This window comes from Wenyingzhuangia gracilariae (assembly GCF_056387575.1).
On the sequence record NZ_CM150748.1, the window covers coordinates 927,187 to 939,878 of the forward strand.

A 12,692-nucleotide genomic window follows, 5' to 3' on the forward strand; every position below is an offset into this window, starting at 1 on the left:
AAAGAGCCTTTTAAACAATCCACTTGTGTTTTGTATCTTTGCTAGTCTAAATAAAAAGCACATGAGTACGGAAACATCAACATTTAAATCTGTATTACCTAGCAAAACAAACCCAGGAACCATACCTGTAGGCAAAAAAAAGCCTGATTGGTTACGTGTAAAATTACCTGTGGGTAAAAAATATACAGAATTAAGAGGTTTGGTAGACAAATACAAGTTAAATACTATATGTACTAGTGGTAGTTGTCCTAACATGGGTGAGTGTTGGGGAGATGGTACAGCCACTTTTATGATTTTAGGAAACATATGTACACGTTCTTGTGGATTTTGTGGTGTTAAAACCGGAAAACCAGAAACGGTAGAATGGGACGAACCTGAAAAAGTTGCACGTTCTATTAAAATTATGAAAATTGAACATGCGGTACTAACATCGGTAGATAGAGATGACTTAAAAGATGGAGGTTCTATTATTTGGGCAGAAACCATTGCTGCTGTAAGAAGAGCAAACCCAAACACAACTATGGAAACGTTGATTCCAGATTTTCAAGGAAACACAACTAATATAGATCGTTTGATTAAAGCAGCTCCAGAAGTAATTTCTCACAACTTAGAAACCGTAAGACGTTTAACCAGAGAAGTACGTATACAAGCACAATATGATAGAAGCTTAGAAGTTTTAAGATACATTAAAGCACAAGGACAACGAAGAACCAAATCGGGAATTATGCTTGGACTAGGTGAAACCAAAGAAGAAGTATTTGAAAGCCTTAGAGATCTTGCAAATGCAAATGTAGATGTAGTTACCCTAGGACAATATTTACAACCTAGTAAAAAGCACTTACCTGTTAAAGAATTTATTACACCAGAATTGTTTAAAGAATACGAATTGTATGCAAAATCTTTAGGATTTAAACATGTAGAAAGTTCTGCTTTGGTAAGATCTTCTTACCACGCAAAAAAACACGTAAACTAATAACTTTGGCACAGTAATTGGATTAACTATAATAAGTAAAAAATAGTTTTTCAAATTAGTATAGTTTAAGTTTAGTTAGTTTAAAAAAACCTTCGGTCCCAACTGGAGGTTTTTTTTATGAAATTAAAAATCAAAAAACATTATTTGGCACAGTAATTGAATATATAGAAATAGTTAGAAAATAAAATTTTCGATTTAGTATAGTTTAAGTTTAGTTAGTTTAAAAAACCTTCAGTCCCAACTGGAGGTTTTTTTTATGAAAATTTTACAGACTTTGCTGGACTTATTTTTGAAATAATTACAGAAGGAATCAACATCATTAATAAACAAAGTAATAAAGTTCCTACATTTAAAAGTACAACTTGATATAGGGTTATATAAACAGGTGCAACATGTACGTAATAGTTTTTAGGATCAAGTGTTATAAATTGAAATTGGTATTGTAAAAAAAGCAACAGCAAACCTATTACATTCCCTATTAACAAACCTCTACCTATAATATATGAAGCATTGTATAAAAATATTTTTCTAACAGACCAACTGTTGGCTCCTAGTGTTTTTAAAACTCCAATTAACTGAGTTCTTTCTAAAATTAAAACCAATAAAGCAGTAATCATATTAATTCCTGCAACCACAATCATAATAATAATGATGATGGCTATATTCCCATCAAACAATTGTAGCCATTCAAAAATTTGAGGATATTGTTCAAACAAACTTCTACTATCCAAAGTTGCATCTATGTGCTGATAAATTTCTTTAGAAACTCTATCTATTTGATTAAAATCGTTGACAAAAACTTCAAAACCACCTACTTGGTCTGCCTCCCAATTATTTAAACGTTGTACTTGTTTTAAATCACCAATAATCAAAGTTTTATCAAACTCTTCAAACCCACTATCATAAATTCCTTTTACTGTAAAAACTCTTCTACTAGGCAAAGAGTTTGAATTTTCTTTTACAAAAAAAGTATCAAACTTATCTCCTACTTTTAACTGCATTCTATCTGAAATAAGCTGAGATATTAAAACATTTCCAGATGTTTTATTGGTAAAAACAGGAAGCTGGCCAGTAACCAAATACTCTTTAAAAAAAGACCAATCGTAATCTTTATCTACTCCTTTTAATACGATTCCTTCAAAATCGGTTTCGGTTCTAATAATTCCAGGTCTGGTAGCAAAAACCTGAATGTGTTTTATTCCATCTACATTGGCAAATTGTGGGTAAAAATTCTGATTTTTTAAAATTGGTTGTTGGGTTGTTTTAGATTGGTTATTGTCAAAATTACTAATCACCACATGTCCATTAAAACCCGCTACCTTTTCTCTAATTTTTCTTTGCAAACCAACTCCTGTAGCAATAGAAACTAACATCATAATTACTCCCAAAGCAATGGCTGAAATGGCAATTTTTATGATTGGAGATGATATACTATTTTTATATTCCTTAGATTTGGTTAATCTTGTTGCTATAAATAATTCAAAATTCAATGTTAGTATCCTTTAGATTGGTTTTCAAAAATACATTTTTAATTCTTGTATTTTTCTCATTTGCATTTTTATCATCTTGCAAAGCACAAAAAAAAACAGTAACTCCTGGTGCTAACCAAACAGAAATATATTTGCCTTTTTTAAAAAACAAAAAAATTGGAATTGTAGCCAACCAAACTTCTGTTATTTTTCATCAAAAAGGATATACTCATTTAGTAGATTCTTTGCTAACACACAACATTAAAATTGTAAATGTATTTTCTCCGGAACATGGTTTTAGAGGCAGTGCCGATGCAGCAGAACACGTAGCAAATGGTATTGATAAAAAAACAAACTTACCCATTGTTTCTTTGTATGGAAAACACAAAAAACCAACACCTAATGATTTAAAAAATATTGATGTTATGATTTTTGACATTCAGGATGTGGGAGTTCGTTTTTACACCTATATATCTACCTTACATTACGTTTTAGAAGCTTGTGCAGAACACAACATTCCTGTTTTGGTTTTAGACAGACCTAATCCTAATGCGCATTATGTAGACGGACCTATGTTAAACCCTGCTTTTAGTTCCTTTGTTGGAAAACATCCGGTTCCTTTGGTCTATGGAATGACCATTGGAGAATATGCAAAAATGATTAATGGAGAAAAATGGTTGAAAGATGGTATTCAGTGCGATGTAACAATAATTCCGTTAAAAAATTACACCCATCAAAGTAATTATCACTTACCTATTAGGCCTTCACCAAACTTGCCTAACGACACAGCTATTAACCTTTATCCTAGTTTAGGTTTTTTTGAAGGAACCCCTATCAATGCCGGAAGAGGTACAGAATTTCAATTTCAAAGATATGGAAGCGCTTTGTTTCCTAAAACCGATTTTAGTTACACTCCTATATCAAATTTTGGAAGCAAATATCCAAAAGACCAAAATAAAACTTGCTACGGTGTAGATTTACGTACACACCCTAAATTACACAAGGTATCTATAAAATGGTTGGTAGATGCATTTGCTAAATATCCAAACAAAGCTAAGTTCTTTGGAAATACGTTTACCATTCATGCAGGAGACACTATTTTAGAACATCAGCTAAAAAAGGGACTTTCTGCCAAAGACATTGAAAAAAGCTGGAAAAAAAATGTTGATGCGTTTAAAAAAATAAGGGCTAACTACTTATTATACCCATTAAATTAACTGCATTAAAAAACCTTTGTGCGTTAATTTTAAATGCTTAATTGGTTTTGTAACACCTTCTAAAGTAAGTGTCATCTTTTTTATGTCAGGAAGCTCTGTTAACATTTTTATTAATTGGTTTTTAAGATATACATCTTCAATCTCAAAAAAAGTAAATTCATTGTTTTTAGAGCGAATTAACTTCTCATCCAATCCTTTCATTAGTTCAAAAGAAAAATTGGCCAATTCTCCTTTTACATGTACTCTAAATTTTTTAGCAAAAAATTCTTTTTCAGCAATTTCATCTGCATAGCAAATCCCAAAAAATTTAGAGACTCTTAAATTCATTTTGTTAGTACTTTCTAAATTTTTCGCTAGTAGAGTTACTACTCATAGGAACTGCTGCTTTTAATGCCTCTACAATGTTATAAGCTGCTGGGCATATTTCTGAGTTTTTTAATGTTAAATCTGTTAACTGAAGAAACTTTTTTCTGTTTGTATGCGGATATTCTGCACAAGCTTTAGGTCTTGCATCATAAATCATGCACATATTATCATTTTCATCTAAAAAAGTACATGGAGCAGATTTTAAAACATAGCAATCATCCTCATCTCTTTCCAAATAAGTTTGAATAAACTTTTGCTCTTTAACCCTTAAAAACTTAGCGGCTCTTTCTATATCTTTAGGAAAAAACATAGGACTTGTTGTTTTACAACAATTAGCACATGTTAAACAATCTGTTTTTTCAAATTCTTTATCATGTAAGTCTTGTACAATATAATCAATGTTTTTAGGAGCTCTTTTTTTTAATCTTTTAAAATAAGAAATGTTTTCTTTTCTGTCTTTAAAAAGTTTAGCTGGTAACTCGTTTATTATGGCTTGCATCTTATCACTCATGTTGCAAAAATACGTTTTTGAAAAAGACAAATTATAGTTATTCCTAAATAATCTTTTTATTGTAATAATTTGTTCATTTGTTTTACAACACTTACTAACCAAACAACACATAGAATTTGTTTTCTATCGCTATCATTCTTTTATAACGATTTGTTCCCTTAGTTTCTTTATTTATCACCCTTAAAGGTAGAGAAACTAGCTAGTTTTGTAGCACTACTAATTATTTAAAAACTTTAATTATGATTAAAAAATTACTTTTAGGAGGATTTCTTACATTATCAACCTTAACTTACGGACAGTATACTCAAGATTTTGAGAGCACAACACTAACCCCAATTGTTAGAGGAGGAGGTACTCCACAAGCTACTGCTGAAAATGCTACAAACCCAAATACTTCGGGTATTAACACTAGTGCTACTTCTTTTAAAATTACATTAACAGATACTGCTGCATCTTGGAGATGGTTAGCTGTTAGTAATCCTGGTGGAACCTATGGTGCTACAAATGGTACCTTTTATAAATTTAAATTTTTAACAGTAAACGAAACTGATGTTACTATACAATTAGAACCTTGGTTTTCTGGAGCTTTACACGAAACAACTGCTCAAACATTTACAGGATTGTCTTTAAACACTTGGTATGAAGTTGAATTTAACTTTGCCGATGCTGTATTAAAATCTGATGGAACAACTGTAGCAGGAGCTGAACCAGGATATTTAAGTAGAATAGATTTTAAAATTAATGCGACCGGAACTTATGATGGAGATGTTTATTATATAGATGATATTCAACAAAATACTGGAGCTACTTTAAGTATTAGTACTTCTGGGTCTATTCAAGAAGCTTCTGTAAATGCAAGTAACGGTTCTATTACTGTAAATGGAGCAAATTTAGATGCTGTATATTCTATTACAGGACAACAAGTAGGTACAGAAGGATTGGCTAATGGAGTTTACCTTGTTAAAATATCTAAAGGAAACTTACAAGACACTGTAAAAGTAATTATGTAATACACCAACTCTTACAAATTTAAAAAGCTGTTAAATTCATTTTTAACAGCTTTTTTTATTGTCCTATTCTTCAAGTGACAATTATCATTTTTCCATAGAAGCATTGCTTCTACATTTGTCTTATAACATCTTACAAAAAAACAAATGGGAAAACACACATTTCACATTCCAGTTATGGGAATAGGTTACACCGCAGACTCTCCTATAAAAGTTGCAGCATACGGAATAGACTCTGTTATTTCTTTAGTAGATGATATTTTATTAGAAAAACTTAGAAAATACCATTCAGAAAAAAATAATATAAAATATGTAGAAATAAGCAACAGAACTATTGATTATAGAGCTTTGCGAATTACTGCGTATTTAAACTTGGTAAACGATATTGTTGAAAAAAAAATAGCCCACTTAAAAAACGCTATTACATTAGGTTCTAAAGCTTTACAAAATTACATAGAACTGTTACCTCCAAATTCTAAACTAAAACAACGATTAGAAAACAGCACCAACGATTTTGAAATAAAAACATTGGTACAAAACAATTTGGTAAAAGGAGCTATTGATGTAAATATTATGACCAAAGTAGACAAAACAAACTACTACAATCACAATGTTTTACCTACAGAATTTAACGATGCTCATGCAGCCCTTAGAGGTTTTGCAAAATCTAATCTTACATCATCCGTAATATTTTCTGCCGGAATGAATCCTAGATTGTATAATTACTTAGAAACTTTTGATGATTTTTATCCTAATAAAAAAGGTGTTATCTCTAAAAAAATTGTATTAAAAGTAAGCGATTATCGTTCTGCCATTATTCAAGGAAAATATTTAGCCAAAAAAGGATTGTGGGTTTCTGAGTACAGAATAGAATCTGGTTTAAACTGCGGAGGACATGCCTTTGCAACTAACGGTCTTTTAATAGGTCCTGTGTTAGAAGAGTTTCACAAAAACAAAGAAGAACTTTACAATACTACCTATGAATTATTTTCTAGTGCATTAAAAAGCAAAAAGAAACCAATTCCGTTTAAAAAACCTCTGCTTAAAATTTCTGCTCAAGGCGGTGTTGGAACTTCTGAAGAGCATGAATTTTTATTAAAAAACTACCATTTAAATTCAGTGGGTTGGGGATCTCCTTTTTTACTTGTACCACAAGCCACAACTGTAGATAACAATACGTTAGAACAATTGGCAAATGCCAATGAAAAAGACTTGTACTTAAGCAACATTTCTCCCTTAGGAGTTCGTTTTAACAATTTAAAAGGCAACACTAAAGATTTAAAAAAACTAGAAAACATTCAAAAAAACAGACCTGGTAGCGCTTGTCCTAAAAGACATGTAGCATTAAACACAGAGTTTAAAAAAGAAGGATTGTGCATTGCTTCAAGAGAATATCAATTTTTAAAAATCAATCAACTTAAAGAAAATTCACAATTAAACAATACTCAACTTACAAAAGAAATAAATAAGGTAACAGAAAAATCTTGCATTTGTGTAGGGTTAGGAACCTCTGCGCTATTAAAATACAACATAAACACCAAAACAGAAGGTAACGGAGTTTCTGTTTGCCCAGGTCCAAACATGGCTTATTTTGATAAAAAATTAAGTTTAACTCAAATGCTTGAACATATTTATGGCAAAAAAAACGTTTTAAGAAACAAGCCTAGACCGCACATGTTTATAAAAGAATTAACCATGTACATAGATTATTTAGCTGCAGAAATTAAAGAACAATTAAGCCCACAACAGCACAAAACGTTCATTAATTTTTCTAACAATTTACTAGAAGGAATTACCTATTACCAAAGTCTTTTTGCTAAAAAATGGAAGAATTTTATTATTAAAAACCCTTCTATTACTAAAGATTTAAGTCTTAAATACGAACAAGTATTGTTATTAAAATTACAATTACAACAAAAATAAAACACTATGGATCTTAATTTAATTAACAAATACAATATACCTGGTCCTAGATATACTAGCTACCCAACGGTACCTCATTGGAATGTGACAGATTTTAGACTAACTACTTGGAAAGATAAATTAATAGAAACTTACAACAATACAAACAAAACCGAAGGAATTAGTATTTACATACATCTTCCGTTTTGTGAAAGCATGTGTACTTTTTGTGGATGTAACAAAAGAATTACTAAAAAACACGAAGTAGAATCTCCATACATAAAAGCAGTTCTAAAAGAATGGTCACTATATTTAAACTTGTTTGATGAAAAACCAATCATCAAACAAATTCATATAGGAGGAGGAACTCCTACCTTTTTTAGTCCCGAAAATTTAAATTATCTATTAACTTGTATCATCAACACTTCTCACCTAGCTAATGATTATGAGTTTAGTTTTGAAGGACATCCAAACAACACAACCAAAGAACATTTACAAACTTTATTTGATTTAGGTTTTAGAAGAGTTTCTTTTGGGGTACAAGACTACAATCCAACTGTTCAAAAAGCAATTCATAGAATACAACCGTTTAACAAGGTAAAAGAGGCTACGGAATTGGCCAGAAAAATTGGTTACACCTCTGTAGGTCATGATATTATTTACGGATTGCCTTTTCAAACAATAGCACATGTAGAACACACCATTCAAAAAACCATAGAATTGGCTCCTGACAGAATTGCTTTCTACAGTTATGCACACGTTCCATGGTTAAAAGGAAATGGACAAAGAGGTTACTCTGAAGAAAATTTACCCGATGGAAAAGAAAAATTATTAATGTATGAAGAAGGTAAATCTAGCTTGTTAAAATTTGGATATCAAAATATAGGAATGGATCATTTTTCTTTAAAAACCGATTCCTTATACCAAGCTTTAGAAAACAAAACCTTGCATCGTAACTTTATGGGCTATACTCACGCTAAAACCGATGTGATGATTGGCTTAGGAGCATCTTCTATAGGAGACAGTTGGAATGGGTTTTATCAGAATGTAAAAAACATAGAAGAATATCAATTTTTAGTAAACAACTATGTATTTCCTATTTACAAAGGCCATATTTTAACCAATGAAGATTTAATTATTAGACAACATATTTTAAACCTAATGTGCCATTACGAAACTAAATGGGATGATGAAACATTGCACTGCAAAGCCTTAGAAAAAACACCTCTAAAAATGTTTCCTTTGGTAAAAGATGGATTGGTTACAGTTGCAAATTCTAAAATTAAAGTTACCCAAAAAGGAAAACCCTTTATTAGAAATATTTGTATGGCCATAGATCAGTACTTAAACGCAAACACACAACCAATGCAATTTTCTAAAACCGTGTAAAACACACCAGTTTATCGCATTAAAAAAAAGCAGTCGCCAAGTTAAAACAAACTAGACGACTTCTTTTTATCTATTTCACAAAAACGATCACACTTATAAGTTCTTATAAAGATTATGATAAAAACAAAAAATAACGATGCTCTAAAAATACGTTTAGTGACATTCTATAGGAACCAAATGGATGTGTAAACTTAAATCTGATGGAGATACAAATGCAATTCCCAATCCCATCCCTCTCAATACAAACAGACCTCCTACAATAAATAACATGACAGGAACTGCTTTTCTAAAAACAGTTTTAAACCTGGTGGTACTTACTATTTTTGCTCCCATTAAAATCATCATTAACGGAACAGTTCCCAGTCCAAACACAAGCATATACAAACTTCCCGCCCCAATGTTTTGAGTAGCAACAGCTCCAATTAAAGCAATATATACCGTTCCACATGGCAACAAACCATTTAAAGCTCCTAAACTAAAAAAGTTAACCACACTACTAGATTTTGCTATTTTTTGATACCCTTCACGTATCAATCCAACAACTTTAGATGAAGTTTTTTGTTCCAAAAAATTTAAAATCCTTTTCTGAAACAATGCTATTACTATTAACACAATCCCTGCTATAATAGATAATAATTGCTGTAAACCTGCCAACACAAATGCTCTACCAAACAAACCAAAAACAGCTCCTATAATAGCATAGGTTGTTAATCTACCTATGTGATAAGCTATTATTTTTTGCCACTTTTGAGTTGCACTTCCTTTATGCACTGGCAAAGCAAAAGCAATTGGTCCGCACATACCTACGCAGTGCAAACTACTTAACAAACCAAATACAAAAGCAGATATAAACATATTTAAGTTCTTAACTTTTATTTACTATTTTTTATCAATACAAAAATTCATTGCTAAAATCAATTAAGATTAAAACCTTTTGTGTAATGCTAGGTAGCATTAGCCAATAAAAATTGATTAATAATAAATAGATTCTTTTTGATAAAACTCTTCTAAAGGATTTGTTGCATAAGACCAAGTAACCATTACATTCCATCTTCCTTTGACCAGTTCTTTAGATGTAAAAACAATATGATTTTCTTTAGAGTTAATTGTTTTACTAAAATCTAACTTTTCGTTAGATGGTCTGTAAAACTGAATGGTTGCATTAATTACCTCCCTATGTTTATTAGGAATGGTAATTATAAATTCTTCTTGTAGCTTGGTAAACTGTACATTTTCTTTTAACCCTGCTGTGTTTTTAGAATTGTCTATTGTTTTTTGAAAATCTAATTCTTCCTGATAATAAGCTTCTGAAACCAAGTCATATTCATATGCTGGTTGCGTAAATGTTTTTACAACAAAAAACAAAATAAAGCTTATAAAAGCCACAAAGGCTAACACCACACTTGTTCCCCAATTAATTTTCATTCTTTATTTTTTTTAAGTTTAACTTACTTACCAACCTTTTTTTGGGCTTAAAAATTGAGTTTTTACCGTTGTAATTTCCTCATTATTTTTATACACCCCTATTTCAATTACTTCATTACTATCTTCTAAATCAGTTTGTGGAATTTCTACAAAAACAGTTCCTTCAAAAATAGCTTGCGCATTTAAAAGCAAATGATCTGTTCCTACCAACTTAACCGTTCCTTGGCTATGAGACAATAATTTAAACGATAATGAGTCTACATTTTCATTTAGTTTATTTACCAATTTATAAGTATATACATTGCTAATAGTTCCTTTATCTTTTACCTGATACAATTCTCCAGGAACCCTAAAAAAGTTTGCTTGTACAGAACTTCTAACAGTTAAAAGACTTATTAATACAATAATTAAAACACTTAATATTGCTGTATAAGCTTTTATTCTAATGGTAAACTCAAAAGGTTTGTTTTTGGCTATATTTTCTTCTGATGCGTAACGAATTAAACCTTTAGGCTGATTGGTTTTCAACATCATAAAATCACAAGCATCCATACATGCTGTACAGTTTACACACTCCAATTGTGTTCCATTCCTAATATCTATTCCCGTAGGACAAACCTCTACACATTGGTCGCAATCTATACAATCTCCTTTACCAACTTCTGTTCTATTCTCGTTTTTTCTAAATTTAGCTCTTCCTTTTTTTCCTTCTCCTCTAATATAATCATAAGCCACAATAATAGATTTATTATCTAGCAATACTCCTTGTAACCTTCCGTATGGACAAGCAATTATACAAACTTGTTCCCTAAACCAAGAAAATATAAAATAGAATACTCCTGTAAAAATCCAAATACTCACAAAACCACCTACGTGATTAGATATGGGTTCTTTTATTATTTTTAACAAAGCATCGCTACCAATAACGTATGCTAAAAACACATTAGATATTACAAAAGAAATAAGCAAATACAAACTATGTTTGGCTGCTCTCTTTTTTATTTTTTCTGTATTCCAAGCTTGTTTGGCCAATCTTTTCTGAGCTCCTTTATCACCTTCAATCCAATAATCTATTTTACGGAATACCATTTCTAAAAAAATAGTTTGCGGACAAATCCATCCACAAAACACCCTACCATAGATTACAGTAAATAAAATAATAAAAACAACTCCTACTAACATAGAAATTACCAAAAGATAAAAATCTTGTGGCCAAAAAGGAAACCCAAAAATGTGAAACTTTCTTTCTATAACATTAAAAAGAAACAGTTGATTTCCTTTAATTTTTATAAAGGGAGCCGATAACAAAATAGCCAATAGAAATACACTAAGCCAAGTTCTATAATTATAGAACTTCCCCTTTGGCTTTTTCGGATAAATCCATGAACGTTTTCCTTGCTCATCTATTGTAGAAATGGAATCTCTAAAAACCTCTTTGTTATCTACTCCCATACTTAAAACAACTATTCTTTATATACATCTCCTTGTGGAGCCTTTGGTTCTTTTGGTGTCGTTCCTTGTAAGCTAACCACATAAGCTGCTAACTGCTGTAATTTTTGTGGACTAAAACTATTCTTCCAAGCAATCATTCCTTTTCCTGGTCTTCCTCCTTCTGCTATGGTATTGTATACGTTTTCTATTCCCCCTCCTAAAATCCAATATGCATCGGTTAAATTGGGGCCTATTTTACCACCACCATCTACAGCGTGGCACACTGCACAGTTCTTTTTAAACAGTTTTTTTCCTTCTTCATTTCCTGCTCCACTAGTCACCAAGGCCGATAAATCTACTTTTTCTTGTGTTGTCTCATAAGCGGCTATTTGTTTTTTAGCCAAAGCTACTTCTGCCAAATATTCATCTTTTTGAGTAGCCCCATCTAATACATGATAATACACCAAGTATCCGAAAGCAAATACAATAGTTATGTAAAAACCATACAACCACCATGGTGGTAAATTATTGTCTAATTCTCTAATACCATCAAAGTCATGATCTAAAATAATATCACTTTCTTCTTCTATAGATTTGGCATCTGATAGGTTTTTAAGAATTCCTTTCCAACTTGTCCAGTTTTTCTTTTTGGTTTCTTTTTGTTCAAAAAACGTTTTTTTCTCTTGTTCTGATGACAATGATAAATACAAATTATTCATTCTCTCAACCACATACTTTACACTAAACAACACTCCTACAAAAAGCAGATACAAGGTTATTTTTAAGGCTAACAAAGAAGAATATCCATGTCCTGATGGAAACATTATTTCTATGCCTAGTAATACGATTAAGCTTAAAATTACAAAGCCTATTATTTGTTTATTTTTATTCATAGTTCTGTCTTTATGATTCAAATGGTAGGTTGCTAACTTTTTTTAAATATTCTTTTTGAGCCTTAAACACCCATAAAAACAAAAGGGAAAAGAATACAAAAAATATAGA

At 31.0% G+C, this 12,692-nt stretch carries 12 protein-coding genes; 5 read left to right on the forward strand and 7 right to left on the reverse strand.

Annotation, left to right across the window (positions count from 1 at the left end):
- Positions 1-61 precede the first annotated feature (61 nt).
- Entirely contained in the window at positions 62-973 is a 912-nt protein-coding gene (gene lipA / locus ACY2IJ_RS03960) for a lipoyl synthase (RefSeq protein ID WP_476725865.1), read from the forward strand.
- Positions 974-1,227: 254 nt separating this feature from the next.
- Here the strand turns inward: lipA and ACY2IJ_RS03965 are convergent, their stop codons facing one another.
- A complete protein-coding gene (locus ACY2IJ_RS03965) occupies positions 1,228-2,463 on the reverse strand; it encodes an ABC transporter permease (protein WP_476725866.1) in 1,236 nt (411 codons plus the stop codon).
- Between ACY2IJ_RS03965 and ACY2IJ_RS03970 the strand changes: the two genes are divergently transcribed.
- The gene (locus ACY2IJ_RS03970; RefSeq protein WP_476725867.1) at positions 2,463-3,659 is read left to right on the forward strand and encodes an exo-beta-N-acetylmuramidase NamZ family protein; all 1,197 of its coding nucleotides are present in this window, start codon (positions 2,463-2,465) and stop codon (positions 3,657-3,659) included. The genes ACY2IJ_RS03965 and ACY2IJ_RS03970 overlap by 1 nt on opposite strands.
- Here ACY2IJ_RS03970 and ACY2IJ_RS03975 read toward each other — a convergent pair.
- Positions 3,651-3,986, reverse strand: coding sequence for a hypothetical protein (locus ACY2IJ_RS03975; protein ID WP_476725868.1), 336 nt, complete (start codon positions 3,984-3,986; stop codon positions 3,651-3,653). The genes ACY2IJ_RS03970 and ACY2IJ_RS03975 overlap by 9 nt on opposite strands.
- A gap of 4 nt (positions 3,987-3,990) precedes the next feature.
- Positions 3,991-4,524: a YkgJ family cysteine cluster protein gene (locus ACY2IJ_RS03980; protein WP_476726535.1), complete on the reverse strand. Its 534-nt coding sequence runs from the start codon at positions 4,522-4,524 to the stop codon at positions 3,991-3,993.
- 251 nt (positions 4,525-4,775) lie between these two features.
- Here ACY2IJ_RS03980 and ACY2IJ_RS03985 point away from each other — a divergent pair, with 251 nt between their 5' ends.
- The 3 genes from ACY2IJ_RS03985 (at position 4,776) to hemN (ending at position 8,834) form a co-directional block, all read left to right on the forward strand.
- On the forward strand, positions 4,776-5,546 hold the full coding sequence (locus ACY2IJ_RS03985; RefSeq protein WP_476725869.1) for a hypothetical protein: 771 nt from the start codon (positions 4,776-4,778) through the stop codon (positions 5,544-5,546).
- Between the two features lie 144 nt (positions 5,547-5,690).
- Positions 5,691-7,466 carry a hypothetical protein gene (locus ACY2IJ_RS03990; RefSeq protein WP_476725870.1) on the forward strand — a complete coding sequence of 592 codons (1,776 nt, stop codon included), beginning with the start codon at positions 5,691-5,693 and terminating at the stop codon, positions 7,464-7,466.
- 6 nt (positions 7,467-7,472) lie between these two features.
- Positions 7,473-8,834: an oxygen-independent coproporphyrinogen III oxidase gene (hemN, locus tag ACY2IJ_RS03995; protein WP_476725871.1), complete on the forward strand. Its 1,362-nt coding sequence runs from the start codon at positions 7,473-7,475 to the stop codon at positions 8,832-8,834.
- A gap of 153 nt (positions 8,835-8,987) precedes the next feature.
- On the opposite strand, the gene ACY2IJ_RS04000 is transcribed toward hemN, so the two are convergent.
- The 4 genes from ACY2IJ_RS04000 to ACY2IJ_RS04015 form a co-directional block, all read right to left on the reverse strand.
- Entirely contained in the window at positions 8,988-9,689 is a 702-nt protein-coding gene (locus ACY2IJ_RS04000) for a sulfite exporter TauE/SafE family protein (protein ID WP_476725872.1), read from the reverse strand.
- A gap of 117 nt (positions 9,690-9,806) precedes the next feature.
- On the reverse strand, positions 9,807-10,259 hold the full coding sequence (locus ACY2IJ_RS04005) for a FixH family protein (protein WP_476725873.1): 453 nt from the start codon (positions 10,257-10,259) through the stop codon (positions 9,807-9,809).
- Between the two features lie 27 nt (positions 10,260-10,286).
- Positions 10,287-11,711 carry a cytochrome c oxidase accessory protein CcoG gene (gene ccoG / locus ACY2IJ_RS04010; RefSeq protein ID WP_476725874.1) on the reverse strand — a complete coding sequence of 475 codons (1,425 nt, stop codon included), beginning with the start codon at positions 11,709-11,711 and terminating at the stop codon, positions 10,287-10,289.
- 11 nt (positions 11,712-11,722) lie between these two features.
- Complete coding sequence (locus ACY2IJ_RS04015) at positions 11,723-12,583, reverse strand: cbb3-type cytochrome c oxidase N-terminal domain-containing protein (RefSeq protein WP_476725875.1); 861 nt, start codon at positions 12,581-12,583, stop codon at positions 11,723-11,725.
- Positions 12,584-12,692: the final 109 nt, after the last annotated feature.

Bases quoted from the DNA above. Each gene is read 5' to 3' on its own strand.
- ACY2IJ_RS04005 (WP_476725873.1), bottom strand. From the start codon at position 10,259: ATGAAAATTAATTGGGGAACAAGTGTGGTGTTAGCCTTTGTGGCTTTT.
- ACY2IJ_RS03970 (WP_476725867.1), top strand. From the start codon at position 2,463: ATGTTAGTATCCTTTAGATTGGTTTTCAAAAATACATTTTTAATTCTT.
- ACY2IJ_RS03990 (WP_476725870.1), top strand. From the start codon at position 5,691: ATGGGAAAACACACATTTCACATTCCAGTTATGGGAATAGGTTACACC.
- ACY2IJ_RS03975 (WP_476725868.1), bottom strand. From the start codon at position 3,986: ATGAATTTAAGAGTCTCTAAATTTTTTGGGATTTGCTATGCAGATGAA.
- ACY2IJ_RS04000 (WP_476725872.1), bottom strand. From the start codon at position 9,689: ATGTTTATATCTGCTTTTGTATTTGGTTTGTTAAGTAGTTTGCACTGC.
- ACY2IJ_RS03985 (WP_476725869.1), top strand. From the start codon at position 4,776: ATGATTAAAAAATTACTTTTAGGAGGATTTCTTACATTATCAACCTTA.
- ccoG (WP_476725874.1), bottom strand. From the start codon at position 11,711: ATGGGAGTAGATAACAAAGAGGTTTTTAGAGATTCCATTTCTACAATA.
- hemN (WP_476725871.1), top strand. From the start codon at position 7,473: ATGGATCTTAATTTAATTAACAAATACAATATACCTGGTCCTAGATAT.
- ACY2IJ_RS04015 (WP_476725875.1), bottom strand. From the start codon at position 12,583: ATGAATAAAAATAAACAAATAATAGGCTTTGTAATTTTAAGCTTAATC.
- ACY2IJ_RS03980 (WP_476726535.1), bottom strand. From the start codon at position 4,524: ATGCAAGCCATAATAAACGAGTTACCAGCTAAACTTTTTAAAGACAGA.
- lipA (WP_476725865.1), top strand. From the start codon at position 62: ATGAGTACGGAAACATCAACATTTAAATCTGTATTACCTAGCAAAACA.